The 16,494-nt window shown below is 68.7% G+C and carries 16 protein-coding genes and 1 pseudogene; 7 read left to right on the forward strand and 10 right to left on the reverse strand.

The window, feature by feature from the left end; genetic code table 11:
• Nucleotides 1–62 precede the first annotated feature (62 nt).
• Entirely contained in the window at nt 63–1,289 is a 1,227-nt protein-coding gene (locus E3T42_RS01885; RefSeq protein WP_134366432.1) for a PLP-dependent aspartate aminotransferase family protein, read from the reverse strand.
• A gap of 106 nt (nt 1,290–1,395) precedes the next feature.
• Between E3T42_RS01885 and E3T42_RS01890 the strand changes: the two genes are divergently transcribed.
• Nucleotides 1,396–1,875, forward strand: coding sequence for an Lrp/AsnC family transcriptional regulator (locus E3T42_RS01890; protein ID WP_134366431.1), 480 nt, complete (start codon nt 1,396–1,398; stop codon nt 1,873–1,875).
• A gap of 146 nt (nt 1,876–2,021) precedes the next feature.
• Here E3T42_RS01890 and E3T42_RS01895 read toward each other — a convergent pair whose 3' ends face one another.
• The 3 genes from E3T42_RS01895 to E3T42_RS01905 form a co-directional block, all read right to left on the reverse strand.
• Complete coding sequence (locus E3T42_RS01895; protein ID WP_035840308.1) at nt 2,022–2,225, reverse strand: cold-shock protein; 204 nt, start codon at nt 2,223–2,225, stop codon at nt 2,022–2,024.
• A gap of 248 nt (nt 2,226–2,473) precedes the next feature.
• A complete protein-coding gene (locus tag E3T42_RS01900) occupies nt 2,474–3,355 on the reverse strand; it encodes a DUF3097 domain-containing protein (protein ID WP_241975771.1) in 882 nt (293 codons plus the stop codon).
• A gap of 43 nt (nt 3,356–3,398) precedes the next feature.
• Nucleotides 3,399–4,202 (reverse strand): slipin family protein, encoded by an 804-nt coding sequence (locus E3T42_RS01905; RefSeq protein ID WP_134402365.1) that lies wholly within the window; start codon nt 4,200–4,202, stop codon nt 3,399–3,401.
• A gap of 130 nt (nt 4,203–4,332) precedes the next feature.
• Here E3T42_RS01905 and E3T42_RS01910 point away from each other — a divergent pair, with 130 nt between their 5' ends.
• From E3T42_RS01910 to E3T42_RS01915, 3 genes are all read left to right on the forward strand, one after another.
• Nucleotides 4,333–5,046 carry an SOS response-associated peptidase gene (locus E3T42_RS01910; RefSeq protein WP_134366429.1) on the forward strand — a complete coding sequence of 238 codons (714 nt, stop codon included), beginning with the start codon at nt 4,333–4,335 and terminating at the stop codon, nt 5,044–5,046.
• Between the two features lie 95 nt (nt 5,047–5,141).
• Nucleotides 5,142–5,306: a hypothetical protein gene (locus tag E3T42_RS16590; protein WP_160141051.1), complete on the forward strand. Its 165-nt coding sequence runs from the start codon at nt 5,142–5,144 to the stop codon at nt 5,304–5,306.
• 160 nt (nt 5,307–5,466) lie between these two features.
• Nucleotides 5,467–6,039, forward strand: coding sequence for an SMP-30/gluconolactonase/LRE family protein (locus tag E3T42_RS01915; RefSeq protein WP_338144981.1), 573 nt, complete (start codon nt 5,467–5,469; stop codon nt 6,037–6,039).
• 48 nt (nt 6,040–6,087) lie between these two features.
• On the opposite strand, the gene E3T42_RS01920 is transcribed toward E3T42_RS01915, so the two are convergent.
• Nucleotides 6,088–6,735, reverse strand: a complete 648-nt coding sequence (locus E3T42_RS01920) for a DUF1345 domain-containing protein (protein ID WP_134366428.1) — start codon at nt 6,733–6,735, stop codon at nt 6,088–6,090.
• A gap of 159 nt (nt 6,736–6,894) precedes the next feature.
• On the opposite strand from E3T42_RS01920, the gene E3T42_RS01925 reads away from it, so the two are divergent.
• Entirely contained in the window at nt 6,895–7,833 is a 939-nt protein-coding gene (locus E3T42_RS01925) for a DnaJ domain-containing protein (protein WP_134366427.1), read from the forward strand.
• A 17-nt stretch (nt 7,834–7,850) separates the two neighbouring features.
• Here E3T42_RS01925 and E3T42_RS01930 read toward each other — a convergent pair whose 3' ends face one another.
• Together E3T42_RS01930 and E3T42_RS01935 are read right to left on the reverse strand one after the other, a co-directional pair.
• Nucleotides 7,851–8,726, reverse strand: a complete 876-nt coding sequence (locus E3T42_RS01930; protein ID WP_134402366.1) for a hypothetical protein — start codon at nt 8,724–8,726, stop codon at nt 7,851–7,853.
• A 36-nt stretch (nt 8,727–8,762) separates the two neighbouring features.
• Nucleotides 8,763–9,578, reverse strand: coding sequence for a DUF4097 family beta strand repeat-containing protein (locus E3T42_RS01935; protein ID WP_134402367.1), 816 nt, complete (start codon nt 9,576–9,578; stop codon nt 8,763–8,765).
• A 92-nt stretch (nt 9,579–9,670) separates the two neighbouring features.
• On the opposite strand from E3T42_RS01935, the gene E3T42_RS01940 reads away from it, so the two are divergent.
• Nucleotides 9,671–10,033, forward strand: a complete 363-nt coding sequence (locus tag E3T42_RS01940; protein ID WP_134366424.1) for a hypothetical protein — start codon at nt 9,671–9,673, stop codon at nt 10,031–10,033.
• A gap of 64 nt (nt 10,034–10,097) precedes the next feature.
• Here E3T42_RS01940 and E3T42_RS01945 read toward each other — a convergent pair whose 3' ends face one another.
• Nucleotides 10,098–12,617, reverse strand: coding sequence for an FAD-dependent oxidoreductase (locus E3T42_RS01945; protein ID WP_134402368.1), 2,520 nt, complete (start codon nt 12,615–12,617; stop codon nt 10,098–10,100).
• Between the two features lie 195 nt (nt 12,618–12,812).
• On the opposite strand from E3T42_RS01945, the gene E3T42_RS01950 reads away from it, so the two are divergent.
• The gene (locus E3T42_RS01950) at nt 12,813–15,038 is read left to right on the forward strand and encodes an MMPL family transporter (protein ID WP_134402369.1); all 2,226 of its coding nucleotides are present in this window, start codon (nt 12,813–12,815) and stop codon (nt 15,036–15,038) included.
• Nucleotides 15,039–15,044: 6 nt separating this feature from the next.
• On the opposite strand, the gene E3T42_RS01955 is transcribed toward E3T42_RS01950, so the two are convergent.
• Complete coding sequence (locus E3T42_RS01955) at nt 15,045–16,211, reverse strand: XdhC family protein (protein WP_134402370.1); 1,167 nt, start codon at nt 16,209–16,211, stop codon at nt 15,045–15,047.
• Between the two features lie 36 nt (nt 16,212–16,247).
• Nucleotides 16,248–16,494 (reverse strand): annotated as a pseudogene (locus tag E3T42_RS16595) (carbon monoxide dehydrogenase); the annotation flags it as partial.

Below are 16,494 nucleotides of genomic sequence, written 5' to 3' on the forward strand. Positions count from 1 at the left end.
CACTGTTCCCGTTCCGGTCGAGAGTGACCCGCGCAGCGGGCACTCTCGACCGGAACGGGAACTCAGGCGACGGCCTCCTGGGGCAGCGGGACCGCGCAGCCCCGGTCGACGGCGGCAGGCACGTCCAGTGCAGCCAGGATGTCGGCGAGCAGGTCGTCGGGGTGCTCCAGACCGATCGAGATGCGCACGATGCCCGCGCCCGGTCGCGCCCCGGCCTCGACCGGGCGGTGGGTCAGGGACGCCGGATGCTGCACCAGCGAATCCACCCCGCCGAGGGACACCGCGTGGGTGATCAGCCGGCAGGCTTCGGTGAAGCGGACGGCCGCGTCGAACCCGCCGGCGAAGTCGAGCGCGATGATCGACCCGGCACCCGTGCACTGGCGCCCGATCAGGTTCTGCGGGTCCTGCCCGGGCAGCCCGGGGTAGAGCACGCGGGCCAGGGCCGGATGGCCAACGAGGCCCTCGGCGACGGCTGCAGCGGTGGCCTGCTGGGCCCGCACGCGCACGGGAAGCGTGCGCAGGCCCCGGTGCAGCAGGTAGGCGGCGAACGGATGCAGGATGCCGCCGGTCAGCGCGCGCACCTGCCGCAGACGCACCAGCCAGTCCTCGGGGCCCGAAACCGTGCCGCCCATCACGTCCCCGTGGCCGCCGAGGAACTTGGTGGCACTGTGCAGCACCAGGGTCGCGCCCGCCTCCACCGGTCGCTGCAGCACCGGGGTGGCGAAGGTGTTGTCCACGAGCACGGGGACCCGGCCGGCGGCATCCGCCACGGCCCGGATATCGGTCAGGGCCAGGCTGGGGTTCGCGGGCGACTCGAGGATGACCAGCCCGGTGTCGGACCTGATTGCCGCCGCCACGCCGGCAGCGTCGACCCAGGTGACCGTCGTGCCGAGCAGACCGGTGGCCAGCACATGGTCCGTCCCGCCATAGATCGGACGCAGAGCCACGATGTGCGGCGTGCCGGCGGCGACGGATGCGATCAGCACGGCCGCCAGCGCGGCCATCCCGCTGGCGAAGGCGACGGTGCCCTCCGTACCCTCCAGGGCGGAGAGAGCGGTCTCGAACCGGGCCACGCCGGGCTGCCAGAGCCTCTGGTACACCGCGGAGTCCCCAGCACCGATGACGCCGCCGGTGGCCAGATTCTCGTAGGAGTCGCCGCCGCGCTCCACCCCGGCCAGGGGATTGGTTGTGGACAGGTCGATCACCGGCACATGGGAACCCGACTCGGTCACACCCTCCATCCCGGCGTGCACGGCGATGGTTTCCAGGTGCGGCGTCGTTGGCATCATGCTCAGACGAAAACAGATTCTGTCCTCGTCCGCAATAGGGCCTGCAGACCCTTCCGAAACCCGGCCGATCGTCGCATAAACTGCTCAGTGACGAAAGAGTGAGCCGATGGAACCGAAGAAAACCGAAATCGACCGCGTCGACCGCGCCCTGCTGCGTGCGCTGTCCATCAACGCCCGCGCCTCCGGGGCCGCACTGGCCGCCGAAATCGGGGTTGCGGAATCCACGGTGTCGCTGCGCCTGCGCCGGCTCCAGCAGCTCGGCCACATCCGCGGCTACCGCGCGATCATCGATCTCGCCGCGCTCGGGGCATCTCTGCAGGCGCTGATCTCGATCCGGCTGGTCAAGCATGCCCGCGGACAGATCGACGAGTTCCGGGATGCGGCACCGCACTGGCCCGGAGTGATCGGCCTGTTCCACACTGCGGGGGCCGACGACTATCTCCTGCACGTGGCCGCGGCGGATGCCTCCGGCCTGCGGGACTTCGTGCTCGAGCACCTCGCCGAGCACCCGGCGGTGGCGCACACCGAGACCAACCTGATCTTCGAGTACGTCGACGGTGACGGCTGGCAGGACCTGGTCAAGTAGGCGCCGGCTCCCTCGGCTGAGGAGGGTCCGGCTTAACGAGACAACGCCCCTGCCGAAGCAGGGGCGTTGTCGAAGCTCAGTAAGGCCGTGAAGCCTTAAGGCCGTGAAGCCTGAAGAGCAGTTGCGCTATTTAGCTTTGCAGCTATTTAGAGGGCGCGGATGTTCTCGGCCTGAGGACCCTTGGGGCCCTGGGTTACCTCGAACTCGACCTTCTGGTTCTCGTCGAGGGACTTGTAGCCGTTCGAGGCGATCGCGGAGTAGTGCGCGAACACGTCGGCGCTTCCGTCGTCGGGAGCGATGAAGCCGAAGCCCTTTTCAGCGTTGAACCATTTCACGGTACCTGTTGCCATTTTTGAAACTCCTCCAGGAGTGTTAGAAAGGCCCCGACTTTCGAGGCCGTTCGTCGCGGTATTCGTCGTCCGCTTCCGAAAGGAATACGCCGCACTGACCGAGGTCACTGCGTTTTAAGACGTGCAAGCACTACAACTACTGAGTTAACTCTAGCCCACATCGCTCGTTCCTGCCCGGATTGTCAGCTGATTCGGTTCCAAAGCGTTACGTTTCTTCACATATCCGCCAGAAAGTGAGGCACTCTGCACTATTCAACGGTCACGAAATCGATCAACTGTTCCACTCGGCCCAGGAATTGCGGTTCGAGGTCCGCGTACGACCTCACCCGTCCGAGAATCCGCTGCCAGGCCCGGGCGATGTCCGCCTGCTCCTCGTGCGGCCAGCCGAGGGCCTCGCAGATTCCGTGCTTCCACTCGATCGTGCGCGGAATCACCGGCCACGCCTCCCAGCCGAGGCGCTCCGGCTTCACGGCCTGCCAGACGTCGACGTACGGATGCCCGACCACGAGCACATTCCGGCCGTGCGGCCCGCTGGCCACGGCCTGGGCGATCCGGCTCTCCTTGGACCCCGCGACCAGATGGTCGACGAGCATCCCGACCCGCCGCCCGGGAGCGGGACGGAATTCCGCCAGGAGTTCCTCGAGGTTGTCGACGCCCTCGATGTACTCGACCACCACCCCCTCGATGCGCAGGTCGGCGCCCCAGACCTTTTCGACGAGTTCGGCGTCGTGCCGGCCCTCGACGAAGATGCGGCTGCCCCTGGCCACCCGTGCGGGCGCATCCGTCACCGCCACCGAGCCGGAGGCCGTGCGTGCGCGCCCCTGCGGCGTCCGCGGCTTGGGGGCGACGAGGACGACCGGCTGGCCGTCGAGCAGGAATCCGCCGCCGAGGGGGAACAAGCGCAGTTTTCCGTGGCGGTCCTCCAGGGTGACGATCTTCTTCTCGATCCGGATCACGGCGCCGCAGAAGCCGGTCGCCACCTCCTCGACCACGAGATCGGGCGTCGCTTCCTGAGTCGGAACAATCGTACGGCCGACCTCCCGCCACCCGGGTGAGAGCACATCCGCGCTGTACCGATCCGCTTCGTCCCGACCCTGCACGTTCCGACCCTGCATGTTCCGCCCGTTCATTCCGCCACCCTCGCTCCCGCGCCCCGCGGCGCCGGAATCGACGCTAGCGGATGCCCCGGGCGATCGCGTCCGCGGCCTTGGTCTCCCGGGCGAGGAAGTCGCCCAGCTCGCCGACGGTGCTCATCAGGGGAGCGGGGAACACGACAACGGTGTTCTTGTCCACGCCGATCTCGACCAGGCTCTGCAGGTTGCGCAACTGCAGTGCCAGCGGGTGGGCCATCATGATGTCGCTGGCTTCGCCCAGCGCGGCAGCGGCCAGCGACTCGCCTTGCGCGTTGATGATCTTGGCGCGCTTCTCCCGCTGGGCCTCCGCCTGCTTCGCCATGGCGCGCTTCATGCTGTCGGGCAGGAGGATGTCCTTGAGTTCCACCAGTGTGACCTCGACGCCCCAATCGAGGGTGCGCGCGTCCAGGATCTCCCGGATGTTGAGGTTGAGGACGTTCGTCTCGGCGAGCGTTTCATCGAGCGTGTGCTGACCCACCACCTTGCGCAGTGTGGTCTGGGCGATCTGGTCGATCGCCGCCTTCACGTCCTCGATCGCGACCACGGACCGCACCGGGTCGACGATCCGGTAGTACGCGACCGCGGACACGCCGACGCTGACGTTGTCCTGGGTGATGATGCCCTGGGACTGGATCGGCAGCGTCACGATCCGAAGGGCCACCCGGTGGAGCACGTCGACGAACGGAATGATGAAGGTCAGCCCGGGCAACCGGGTGCCGATCAACCGTCCGAAGCGCAGCACCACGCCCTGCTCGTACTGTTTGATCACCCGCATCGACATCAGTAGAACGAGCACACCGAGCAGAAGGAGGACCACCAGGACGATTGCCGCCGTCGTGTTCATCGGAACCCCTCCACCGGGTCGGGAATGGCCTTCCTCCATGTTCACCCGGCGGGGCGGATTTGGCCAGTGCTGGACAGTGCCGGGCCACGGGCAGGACGGTTCCGTCGCCGGTCGGTAGTAGCCTGTCGCTATGTGCGGTCGCCTCATCATCACGGATACGGCGTCCGATCTCGCCGCGATGTTCGACGTCGAACACGAGGGCGAGAACCTCCCGGAGCCGTCCTGGAACATCGCCCCCACCGAGCAGATCCCGATCGTGCTCGAGTCGGCGAAGTCCGGCGACGTCGTGCGCCGCCTCGAGGCGGCGCGCTGGTCGCTGGTTCCGTCGTTCGCCACCGAGCTGGCCTCCGGCTTCCCGACGTTCAACGCCCGTTCCGAAACGGTCGGTGGGAAGGCGTCCTTCGCCGACTCGGTCGTCTCCCGCCGTGCACTCGTGCCGGCCACCGGCTACTACGAGTGGCGCACGGACGGCGCCGTCAAGACGCCCTACTTCATCCACTCGGATGACGGCCTCCCGCTGGCCCTGGCCGGACTCTATTCCTGGTGGCGCAACCCGGCCGTTTCCGACACCGACCCGTCCCGCTGGGTGCTGTCCGCCACGATCCTGACCCAGGCGGCCGGGGGTCCGCTGGCCGATCTCCACGACCGCATGCCCGTCATCCTCGCGGAGGAATGGTGGGACCAGTGGCTGGACCCGCACACTCCGGGAGACCAATCGTTCGTGGACGGGGCCGTCGCGGCGTCCCGCGACGCCGCAGACGCACTCCGGTTCCACGAGGTGGCCCCGATCAGGGGAAACGGGCCGGAACTGATCGAGCCGGCCGGCGACCGCCCGGGCGCGTAACCGGGGCCGCGGCCCGGTTTCCACCCCGCGAACCGGTACGCTCGAACCATCGGCCCGGCGAACCTGCGTGGGCACCGTTCGAAAGGGCCCCCACCATGAACGTCATCTACTTCATCATCTCGATGGCCGTCTTCACCTTCGGCCTCTGGCTCTTCGGGTTCGCCTTCGAGGCGCCCACGCTCCAGGCCCCGCTCTTCATCGGCGGCGTGCTGGTCGTCTCCCTCGCCGTGGCGATCCCGGTCCAGATCCTCCGCGACTAGCGATTCCCGGCAGCGGACGTGCTCGCCGAGCAGAGAACGGACCCGGTCGCCTTCCACGCCGAAGGGCCGGTCTGGTCTGAGTCCTGGGGTGGCCTGCGCTGGGTGTTCATGTTCGCCGGGGACGTGCTCTCCCTCGTCGGAGACACGATTCATCGCCGCCATGTCGGTGGGATGGTGGCGGCGCTGCGACCCGGACGGGCGCGTCTACTGCGGGTCCATGGCCTACGACCAGCGGCCCGGAGCCGGGATCCTGCACCGCCTCGACCCCGACGGCACCGTGACCCCGGTCCTGTCGAACCTGAGCATTCCCAACGGGCTGGACTGGAGCCCGGACGGGTCCCTGGCCTATTTCAATGACACCCCCACCGGCCGGGTCTCGGTCCTCGACTACAGCCGCGAGTCCGGGCTCACGGGGTTGCGCACCTTCGTCGAGATTCCGCCGGGCGCCGGTTATCCGGACGGCCTCACAGTGGACAGCGAGGGTGCCGTCTGGGTGGCTCTCTACGGCGGATCCGCCGTGCACCGCTACAGCCCGGCCGGCCGGCTGGACGAGATCGTCGAGGTGGCCGCGCAGAACGTGACCGCCTGCACGTTCGGCGGGCCGCACCTGGACCGGCTCTTTATTACCACGTCCCGGGAAAACCTTCACCCCGGACAGGACCCGCTGGCCGGATCGCTTTTCGCCGCCGACGTCGGCGTGGCCGGGCTGCCGGTTCGGGAGTTCTTCGGCTGAATCCGGGAGGCCTCCGGTTCTCGTGCTGCCCAGCCCAGCGGGCCGTCCTCAGCGCAGCAGGCCGGCCACCAGATTGATCAGGGTGGCCAGGATGAATGAGCCGAACACATACGAGAGAAGGCCGTGACGGAGCGCCGTCATCCGGATGCGGTGGTCCTGAATGCTCGTATCCGACACCTGGAACGTCATCCCGAGGGTGAAGCCCAGGTAGGCGAAGTCACCGTAGTTCGGCGGGGCCGGCTGGTTGAAGTCCACCCCGCCGTCGGGGCCCGCATAGTAGAGCGAGGCGTAACGCAGGGTGAAGAGGGTGTGCACCAGCACCCAGGACAGGCCCACGCTCAGCACGGCCGCCGCCGCCAGGACGCCCCGTTGCGTGCCCGTGGTGGCGTGGGTTTGGACCATCAGGAAGACCAGGGCGCCCAGACTGCCGAGGCTGCTCAGCAGGATCAGGATGTCCGCCACGCCGCGCGAGGGGTCCTCCCTGGTCGCGTGGCTGGCCGTCAGGTTGCTGTCCATCGGGCCGATCGTCGCCCACACCCAGGTGACGTAGGTCACGCAGGCGGCTGCCCAGCCGACGATGGGCGCCATCACCCCTTCGCTGGTGAAGCCCATCCCGGTGGCGGCGAGCACCCCGACGCAGAACATCGCCACCAGTCGGGTGCTCGAGCGGTGGATCCTGCGATCGTGCGTCGTCATACGCTGATCGTCGCACGGAATCGTCACCACGTTCGGCGGGCGCACCCGGCGCGCCCGGCGATATGCCAGCCAGGATCGGTAGTCTGGACGAACGATCGGCCGACTGCACCACACGGCCACACCCTGTCGACCGCACCAACGCTGAAAGAGACCGCGAGGATGTCAGAGAGCCCGGCCGCGGCGTCACCCTACGAGGTGCTGGGCGTCAGCCCCACCGCGAGCGACGACGAGTTGCGGCGCGCCTATCGCGGGCTCCTGCGCCGCACGCATCCGGATGTCGGGGGAGACGCCGCTGCGTTCCACCGGGGCCAGGTGGCCTGGGAACGCGTGGGGACCCCGGACGCCCGGGCGGCCTACGACCGGATGCGCTACCCCGATTCCGGGGCCGAGCCGGAGAGCACGGTGTACGCGTCTTCTGCTGCTCCGCGGGGTCAGGCCACCCGCACCGGGCTGCGCGCCCGGATGTACGGCCACCCCGGCGGCCTCGCTCGACAGCGTTACCTGGATCTGCTCCGCGAGTGGGCCGGACGCGGCACCTCCATCGACGATCCCTACGCCCCGGCCCTGATCCGCTCGGCGCCGCGGGAGATCCGCCACTTCCTCGCCAAGGCGCTGGCCGAGGAGTCCACGGCGCAGCTCGTTTCCGCCCTCGGTATCGGCTTCACTGCCTGGCATGACGTGGCCGCGGGATCGTCCGGAGCCAAGGTGGACCACGTCGTGCTCGGTCCGGCGGGGCTGTTCGCTGTCCTGTCCGAGGACTGGGGCGGCCCGGTGCAGCTGCGCCGCGGGGAGCTCGTCGGCGACGCCCTCGGACCGGGCGACACTCCGATTCAGGACTTCGAGGCGGCCGCACGCGCTCTATCCAAGCAGCTGCGGGTCAAGTTCACCGCCCTCGTGGTCGCGCTGCCCGACGACGCACTGGCGGACCCGCTCATCGTGCCGGGGCGCGGGCGCCGCCCGACCGTGGTCACCGTGCCGAGGTCCCGCCTGATCGGCCTGCTGCGGGAAGGCCTGCCCGGCATGGAACGCGGCAGTTTCGAGAAGGTCTTCGAGCTGCGGAGCCGCCTGCAGGACGGTATCCGCTTCAGCGTGGACTAGCCCGTTCGGAGCAGCGCTCAGCGCAGCCCGAGCCGGTCCACCCAGGAGCCGAGGAACTGTGCTCCGGCCGCGTCGTGGACGAGGTCACCCTCCACGATCACCGGGTAGGGCCGCTCGAGGATGCCGTCCGCGGGCCGCACGTCCACATGGGAGACGTCGTAGCCGGCGGCGTGCAGGTGATCGGCCATCAGGTAGTCGCTGCGGGAATCCCCGACCGAGCGCCAGACCCGGGGGAGCGGGCCGGAAACCGAGAAGAAGTCCAGTGCCCGCCTGGCGCCGTGGTCCTTGTCGAGGGTGACGGACTCGATGTCCGTCGAGATGATCGTCGGGTCGATCCGGAATGGCACGGCACCGTGCGCGTCCGGGTGGACCCGTCCGCCGAAACGGATGCCCAGCCCCAGCCCGGTGAGCAGGGTGAACGCGGCCTCGTTGAAGTCCGCGGCCGCGACCTGGTAGGCGGCGTGGTCGGCATCCGTGCGCTGTTCGACCGAAACCATGGCCTGCTTGGTCTCGTCGAAGAACATGGTGTCGCTGAATCGGTCGGCGACGAGAGCGCGGATGCCCTCGACCGCCGGGGTGGGCAGCGTAACGCTGTCGTCGACGACGACCTCACCGATGCCGGCGGCGGTGATGGGGAACCAGACGGCGCCCTTCTCGCAGACGCCGTACATGCGCATGGTCTCGGGCAGGCCGGCGGCGCGGAGCGGCAAAACCACCTCATCCCGAATGAAGGCGACCGACCGGCCGGTGATGAACGCGATCGGCACGTTGGCGCGGGCCAGGAGGATCAGGTCCGTGATGATGCTCGGGGTGGCGACGGTGCGGGTGACCGGGCTGGCGATGGGCCCGTCCACGTCGAGGAGCAGGCCGAGGGGGGAGGGGGCGTCAGACATGGTCCCAGTCTTTCACGACCGGTCAGTCGCGGCCGGTCAACGCCGACTGATCGTCACGTTCCCGTTGGTGGTGGACGCCGTGATGGTGCGCCGTGACGAGGGATCGGTGGGCACCGAACCGCTCTCGATCGTGCCGTTGGTCGTGTGCGCGTCGACGGCGTAGGTCGTGTCGTCACCCGGAACACGCACCGTGACCGTGCCGTTCGTGCTCCGGGCCACGACCGCGGACGGCGGTGCGGCGAAGTCCAGTTCGACTTTCCCGTTGGTCGTGGTGGCGTTCACACGGCGCGAGGCGGACTCCAGCACCCGGATCGCGCCATTGGTCGTGATCAACTCGACGTCGCCGCGGGTCCCGGTCATCTGGATCCCGCCGTTCGTGGTGACGAGTTTCTGCGAGCCGGTCAGCCCGGCGGCCGAAAGCCCGCCGTTCTGGGAGGTCACGGTGAGTGGCAGTGAAGCCGGCATCGTCACCTTCAGCTGCAGGGAGCAGTAACCGAACCACTGCCTCGGGCAGCCCCCGGTGATGGTCGTGACATCATCGGACGTCGTCACGGACAGCGTGGGCGTCGCACCGAAGTAGGTTCCGCGGGCGTCCACGTGCACCTGGCCGTCCGTGCTGGGTCGGAGGTCGATCGACGCGTTCGGCACGTCGGCGAGCACCCGGGCCCCCGCCTCCACGTTCCGGGCGCTCTCGAACGACCCGCCCACGGTGCCGCGGAGCAGGGTAGCGACCAGGATCACGCCCAGCACCGTCGCAACGGCGATCAGGGACAACCCGATGATGAGCGCTGTTCGGCTGGCCGTCGACATTCGCTGGCTCTCGTGCGTCGGCCGAGTCGGTGTGGTGGTCATCTCACCCTCCCAGGTTTGCGCCGGACCCCTTGCGCCTGAGGATACCCGGCCCGGGGGACACGGACACCGGCCAGCGCCTATTCTTAATCGACATGATTACGAGACGAATGGCTGCCCTGCGCCTTGACATCCCGCTCGAGATGGCACACCGCCACGAACTCCCGGCGCGGATGTCCGAGGCTGAACTTGCCGAGATCGAGCGCAACCCTCCCGCCTGGCTGGTGCAGTCGCGGGCCAACCGCACCGGCAAGAAACCGGTCTGGGTGGAACTCCGGTGCGCTGTCTGTGGGTACACCGAGGCCGCACGCCCGAAAAAGTGGTGGCCCGAGTTCACATACCTCACCTGCGACTTTCATGGCTCCGATGAGCTCCCGGATGCGGCGGCCGGGCTCAGCCGCACGGAGGTCGACGGCATCGGCAGCCGCTTCATCGGGATCGTGGACGAGGCTCCCTGAACCCCCATTCCACGGGGCTGACGGTGAGGAGACCGGGCGGGCCCCTCACCGTCACGTACCCGGGCTAGATGAACAGCGTCGTGGTCGAGTCTGAGGCTTCACCGAGGAATGTCGCCACGCCGCCGAGCTCCACGCCCTCCATCAGGTCCGACGGGGCGATGCCCAGTAGGTCCATCGTCATGGTGCAGGCGATGAGGCGGGCCCCACCGGCCTGGGCCGATGAGATCATGTCCGGCAGGGAGGCGACCGAGTTGTCCTTCATGACCTTCTTGATCAGAGCGGCGCCGGCGCCGAGCATGTTCATCTGCGAGAGGGGCATGCTGCCGGCGCCGGCAGGCATCATCGTGGCGAACATCTTGTCCATCAGTTTGCGGTCGCGCTTGGGCGCGTCCGGACGTCGCAACGAGTTCAGGCCCCAGAACGTGAAGAACATCGACACCTCGTCGCCCATGGCGATCGCACCGTTGGCGATGATGAAGGCGGCCAGGACCTTGTCGAGGTCGCCGGAGAACACCACGAATGAGGTCTTTCCGGGCTTCTTCTCCGCCGGAACACCCACGTTCTGGGCGGTCGCGACGACCGCTCCGCCCTTCCGCATCGTGGCGACGTAGCCTGGTCCCTCTGGTTCGATCGCCAGCAGCTGGTGGCCGTTTCGTTTGGCCCAGGCCGGGGCATCGTTGGCGAAGCCCGGGTCGGAGACGTGTACGACGATCTCGTCTCCCGGGGTCAGCGACCGAATGTTCTCGGAGAGTTTCATGATCGGGCCGGGGCAGGCCAGGCCGGAGCAATCCAGATCCACGCGCACGCCCGTGCCCTGGGCCAGGGCCGCGGTCGCCGCCGCTGCGGCGACGATGTCGACCGACTCGGCATACGAGGTCATCGGCAGGGGTGGTTCGTCGCTTTCAGGCTTCACCTCGTGCCAGGACCGGAAGGTGTCCGAGCCGCCGGAGAGGGTCGCGACATCCGTGAAGCCCCGCTGCACGAGTGCCCGGTAGCCGAGGTAGCTGCGGAACCCGACCGCGCAGTACAGGCGCAGGGGAGTCGACCGATCCCAGTTCTCGCAGGCCTCCCGGACGGTGCCGAGCGGTACGTTCTCGGCCCCGGGCAGGTGCCAGATCGAGAACTCCTCGGGCGTGCGCACGTCGATCAGGCGCGCGCCTGACGTCGCTGCCGGGTAGTCCTGGGCGTACCAGAGCGAGAGGTCACCGCGCAGAACGTTGCTGGCGACGAACCCGGCCATGTTCACCGGGTCTTTCGCCGAGCCGAACGGCGGGGCGTAGGCGAGCTCGAGCTCCTCGAGGTCGTAGACGGTCAGGCCGGCGCGGAGCGCCGTGGCGAGCACGTCGAGGCGTTTGTCGACACCGTCGAAGCCAGCGGCCTGAGCGCCGAGAATGCGCCCGGTCTCCGGGGCGAAGAGCACCTTGAGCTGCATCATGGCGGTTCCGGGGTAGTAGCCGGCGTGACCCGACGGATGCACGTGCACGGCCCGGTAGGGCAGGTCGGCGGCGAGGAGCTGCCGCTCGGTGGCGCCGGTACCGCCGGCCACCATGTCGAAGACCTTCACGATCGAGGTGCCCTGGGTGGACTTGTATTCGGTCGTGCGCCCGCAGATGTTCTCCGCGGCGACGCGAGCCTCGCGGTTGGCCGGGCCGGCCAGGGGGGCCAGCCACTGCCCGGGCAGCACGGTGTGCGGAGTCTCCACGGAGTCGCCGGCCGCCCAGATGTGCGGGTCGGAGGTCTGCATGTGGGTGTCGACGGTGATTCCGCCGCGCGGACCGATGTCCAGCCCGGCCGCTGTCGCGAGGGCGGTGCTCGGCCGCACCCCGGCCGAGAGGATGACAAGGTCGGCTTCGAGGACGCTGCCGTCGGTCAGTTCCACGTTCAGCCCCCCGCCTGTGCGGGCGGTGAAAGCGGCGGCGGCGGTGGACAGGTGCAGGGTGATGCCCCGGCTGCGGATGTGGTGTTCCACCGGAACCGACATCTCGTGGTCGAGCGGGGGCAGAATCTGGTCGCTCATCTCGACGACGTCGACGACGGCGCCGCGGTGCTTGAGGTTCTCGGCCATCTCCAGCCCGATGTACCCGGCGCCGATCACAACGGTGCGAACCGGGCCGCGGGCGCCCAGCTTGGTCTGGACGAGGGCGGAATCGAGCTGAGCTTTAATGGAATCCATGTCGCCGATCCGGCGCAGAACGTGCACGCCGGCCAGGTCGATGCCGGGCAGGGGAGGCCGCAACGGCTCGGCGCCAGGGCATAACGCGAGGGCGTCGTAGCTTTCGACGTATTCGCGTCCGCTGTCGACCTCGCGGATGGTCACGGTTTGTGAGGTGCGGTCGATCCCCGTGACCTCATGGCCCACGCGCACGTCGATGTCGAGGGATTCGCGCAGGCTCTCCGGCGTCTGTAAGAGGAGGCGGCTGCGATCGGTGATCACCTCGCCGACGTGGTAGGGCAGACCACAATTGGCGAACGAGACGTGGTGGCCCCGTTCGAGAACCACGATTTCGGCGAACTCGTCCAGACGACGGGCGCGCGCGGCCACGGAGGCGCCGGCTGCGACTCCACCAACGACGACGATTTTCATGAGGTGCCTTTCGGTTGGCCAGGAGAGCGTTCAGGCCAACCCGGAAGATACCCCCAAGGGTATGTGGGGCTGAGTTCTGACTTTACACCCTGGCCTCCGGGTCTTCGGTATCGAAAGACGGGGGGCCGGGCCGCCGGGAGGCGAGCGAGGGAGTATTTTGGCGGTAGCCGCCCACTGACAGGAGGACTAGCGACCATGCTTCGCGCTCTCGGTGTCTTCGTAGCCCGCCATCGACTGAGCGCACTGCTGGCGTGGGTGATCCTGATCGGGGCCTGCGTGGCGACCGCGCTGTTCGGGGTCACCGGGGAGAGCCTGTTCCAGCGACTCTCCAGTGCCGGGCCGTCCGTCGCGGGCGAGGCCAGTCAGGCCGCGGACCTGTTGCAGGACCCCGCGGCCGACGAAACGGAGTCCCTGTCGCTGCTCATCCACGGCGTCGACCTGTCCGCTCCCGAACTGGTCTGGATCCTCTCCTCGGCCACCCTGGACCTGAACGAGATCGACGGTGTCACCTCGGTGGTGAACCCGCTGACCATCCCGCCGCTTCCCGATGGGCAGCCGAACCCCGCCGCGGCACCGCTGCTGGCTCCCGACGGCACCGGTCTGCTGTTGAACGTGGAAATGACGACGACCGACGGGGACCCCAGCGATCGGGTGCTCACCAACGTCGAGCGCCGCCTGGGCACAGCGGCCGACGAGGTTCGGCAGGTCGAACCGGACGCGGTTGCGGAGGTCGGCGGCACCCCGTTGCTGATGGATTCGCTCGTGGCCGTGGCGGAAGCAGACCTGCAGAAGGGCGAGCTGATCGCGTTGCCGATCGCCCTGATCGTCATGCTCATCATTTTCGGCGGGTTCCTGGCCGCGGGCATCCCGCTGATCGGCGCCCTCGCCTCCATCGCCGGCGCCCTCGGCGCCCTCTTCGTGTTCAGCCACCTGATGGAGATCGACACCACGGTCCTCAACGTCATCACCGTGATCGGCCTGGGCCTGTCCATCGACTACGGGCTGCTGATCGTCAGCCGATTCCGGGAGGAGTTCCGGCTCCTCGTCGCGCGGGTCGGCGAGCAAACCCGCACGGAGCGGCACGAGCTGATGCTGCAGGCCGTCGGTGTCACGGTCGACACGGCCGGCCGCACCGTGCTCTATTCCGGCCTGACCTTCGCCATCGCCACGGTCGGCCTGCTCGTTTTCGAGCCGACCATCATCCGTGCGATCTCCATCGGCGCGGTCTCGGTGGTGTTGATCGCGATCCTGACGGCCCTCGTGCTCGTGCCGGCGCTGCTCGGCTTCTTCGGCGAGCGGCTGCTGATGCCGGGCGTGCTGACGCGCATTCCAGGCCTGGGCACGCTCCTGACCCGCTTCGGCGACGTCGCACCACCGGAGGGCGTCTTCTCCCGGCTCACCCGTCTGGTGCAGCGTGCACCCGCGCTCGTGGCCCTGGGCGGCATCGCCGTGCTGCTCCTGCTGGGCAGCCCGGTCCTGAACATGAACGTGTCCAGCGGCGGCGCGGACGCGATCCCGAAGGCTTCGACGCAGTACGAGTTCGTCACGGCGCTGAACGACCACTTCCCGCTGGCGAGCGCGCCGCTGGTGCAATTGGTGGCGGCCACCGACGAAGCCTCCGCCGCGGCCTGGACGGAGGAGGTTGCCGCCCTGCCGCACGTCACCGGGACCACGCCCCCGGCCCAGGTGAACGGGTACTGGGTGTCCCGCGTCGGCGTCGACCAGAACGAGGGGCCCGGTGTCGTCCGCGAAATCAGGGCCGATCGGCCCGCGTTCGACAACTGGGCCGGCGGAACGGATGCGGCGTCAGTCGACTACACCGATTCGCTCCTCCGCGGGGCTCCCTGGGCGGCCCTGATCATCGGCGGCGCCACGTTTGTGCTCCTGTTCCTGATGACCGGATCCGTGGTCATTCCGCTTACCGCGCTCGTGGTGAGCGTGATCTCCCTGGGGGCATCCGTCGGCATCCTGGTCTGGGGCTTTCAGGAGGGCAATCTGGCCGGGCTGCTCAACTTCGACGCCGCGACCATAGCCGGCGTCGACCCCCTGGTGCTCACCCTGGTGCTGACTTTCGGGTTCGGCCTGGCGATGGACTACGAGATGTTCCTGCTCGCCCGGATCAAGGAGCACCACGAGCAGGGGGAGAGCACCCGCCGTTCCATCGAGACGGGTCTGCAGAGCTCGGGTCGGATCATTTCCTCGGCGGCTCTCATCATCGTGATCGTCTTCGCCGGCTTCGCCACCGGAGACCTGCTGCAGATGAAGCAGATCGGAATCGCCCTGGCCGTGGCCGTGCTCCTGGACGCCACCCTGGTGCGCACGATCGTGGTTCCGGCCGTGATGACCTCCCTCGAACGGAGCCTCTGGTGGGCGCCGAAATGGATGCACCCGATCCACGCGCGGTTCGGAATGCGCGAATAGCGCAGGCTATTCCGGCGCCGCCGGGGCTGCCAGGGGCGGGACCGATTCGTCCTGGTCGTCGTGATGGATGCGGTCGACCAGACCGCTGAGCGGCTCACCGCTGCCACCCCACTGCAGGGCAATGATCTCGGCTGCGATCGACACGGCCGTCTCCTCCGGTGTCCGTGAGCCCAGATCCAGCCCGATCGGGCTGTGCAGCCGGTCCAGTTCCGCCTCGTCCAGGCCGGCGTCGCGCAGCCGGGCCAGGCGGTCCTCGTGGGTGCGCCGCGAGCCCATCGCACCGATATAGGCGAACTGCTCGCTTCGCAAGGCCACCTCCAGGAGAGGCACATCGAATTTCGGGTCGTGGGTGAGCACACACAGCACCGTGCGGTTGTCGACGAGGCCGGCGGCCAGCTGCTCGGCGAGGTAGCGGTGCGGCCAACCGACGATCACCTCGTCGGCGTCGGGGAATCGCGCCGCCGTGGCGAACACGGCGCGGGCGTCGCACACGGTGACGCGATAGCCGAGGAAAGCGGCCAGGCGGGCCAGTGCCGCCGCGAAGTCGATCGCGCCGAAGACCAGCATTCGCGGGCGGGGGGCGTAGCTGTTGAAGAAGACCCGCATTCCTTCGCCGCGCCGCTCGCCATCGGGGCCGTAGGTGAGCGTGCTGTTCCGGCCGGCGGCGAGCAGCCCTTGGACGTCATCGCTGATGGCGCGGTTGGCATGCTCCGAGCCCACGTCGCCGTCGAAGCCGTGCGGGCGCACGATCAGGTGCCGGCCCAGCCAGGTGGCGTCGGGGTGTTCGATGACGGTCGCGACTCCCACCGGCAGGGAGCCGGCAATGTCGTGCTGCACCGCGGCCAGTTCCGGGAAGCTCTCCCGGTTGACGCGTTCGACGAAGACATCGAGGATGCCGCCGCAGGTGAGGCCGACTGAGAACGCGTCATCGTCGCTGATCCCGTACCGCACCAGAACGGGCCGGCCGTCCTCGATGACCTGGGAACCGAGTTCGTAGACGGCGCCTTCGACGCACCCGCCGGACAGCGAGCCGACGACGGTGCCGTCCTCGGAGACCAGCATCGACGCTCCCGCCGGTCTCGGCGCGGACTTGAACGTGCGGACGACGGTGGCGAGCGCGGCGGCGCCGCCGGTGTGCCAGCCCGCGAGCAGGGGATCCAGGACCTCACGCATTGCGGTGGAACCTTTCCGGTGTGCTCACCCGACGGCCTAGCGCCCGCCGGCGCGGCGGCCGATGCGGTAGGAGATGTACGCGACCGCGGCGAGCAGGCCGAGCAGCCTGGGCAGGCTGCTGAGCTGGTCGGTCAGGATGCCTTTGGCGAGAGTGAGGGCATTCAGGCTGGTCTCGGCGGGGGCGACCGCGGGCCGGGCCGGCGGCGGTGGAACGGTCGCCGGTGCGGCTGCCAGGGGCGTCGCCGCGGGGGGCGCGGCGGGTGCGGCGGCTGGCGGTGCGGCG

The organism is Cryobacterium sp. TMT4-10 (assembly GCF_004403275.1).
Taxonomy (GTDB): domain Bacteria; phylum Actinomycetota; class Actinomycetes; order Actinomycetales; family Microbacteriaceae; genus Cryobacterium; species Cryobacterium shii.

Bases quoted from the DNA above. Each gene is read 5' to 3' on its own strand.
- E3T42_RS01920 (WP_134366428.1), bottom strand. From the start codon at position 6,735: ATGACGACGCACGATCGCAGGATCCACCGCTCGAGCACCCGACTGGTG.
- E3T42_RS01915 (WP_338144981.1), top strand. From the start codon at position 5,467: ATGTCGGTGGGATGGTGGCGGCGCTGCGACCCGGACGGGCGCGTCTAC.
- E3T42_RS01905 (WP_134402365.1), bottom strand. From the start codon at position 4,202: ATGAACACGACGGCGGCAATCGTCCTGGTGGTCCTCCTTCTGCTCGGT.
- E3T42_RS16590 (WP_160141051.1), top strand. From the start codon at position 5,142: ATGAACGTCATCTACTTCATCATCTCGATGGCCGTCTTCACCTTCGGC.
- E3T42_RS01895 (WP_035840308.1), bottom strand. From the start codon at position 2,225: ATGGCAACAGGTACCGTGAAATGGTTCAACGCTGAAAAGGGCTTCGGC.
- E3T42_RS01935 (WP_134402367.1), bottom strand. From the start codon at position 9,578: ATGACCACCACACCGACTCGGCCGACGCACGAGAGCCAGCGAATGTCG.
- E3T42_RS01925 (WP_134366427.1), top strand. From the start codon at position 6,895: ATGTCAGAGAGCCCGGCCGCGGCGTCACCCTACGAGGTGCTGGGCGTC.
- E3T42_RS01930 (WP_134402366.1), bottom strand. From the start codon at position 8,726: ATGTCTGACGCCCCCTCCCCCCTCGGCCTGCTCCTCGACGTGGACGGG.
- E3T42_RS01890 (WP_134366431.1), top strand. From the start codon at position 1,396: ATGGAACCGAAGAAAACCGAAATCGACCGCGTCGACCGCGCCCTGCTG.
- E3T42_RS01955 (WP_134402370.1), bottom strand. From the start codon at position 16,211: ATGCGTGAGGTCCTGGATCCCCTGCTCGCGGGCTGGCACACCGGCGGC.
- E3T42_RS01900 (WP_241975771.1), bottom strand. From the start codon at position 3,355: ATGAACGGGCGGAACATGCAGGGTCGGAACGTGCAGGGTCGGGACGAA.
- E3T42_RS01945 (WP_134402368.1), bottom strand. From the start codon at position 12,617: ATGAAAATCGTCGTCGTTGGTGGAGTCGCAGCCGGCGCCTCCGTGGCC.
- E3T42_RS01940 (WP_134366424.1), top strand. From the start codon at position 9,671: ATGATTACGAGACGAATGGCTGCCCTGCGCCTTGACATCCCGCTCGAG.
- E3T42_RS01910 (WP_134366429.1), top strand. From the start codon at position 4,333: ATGTGCGGTCGCCTCATCATCACGGATACGGCGTCCGATCTCGCCGCG.
- E3T42_RS01950 (WP_134402369.1), top strand. From the start codon at position 12,813: ATGCTTCGCGCTCTCGGTGTCTTCGTAGCCCGCCATCGACTGAGCGCA.
- E3T42_RS01885 (WP_134366432.1), bottom strand. From the start codon at position 1,289: ATGATGCCAACGACGCCGCACCTGGAAACCATCGCCGTGCACGCCGGG.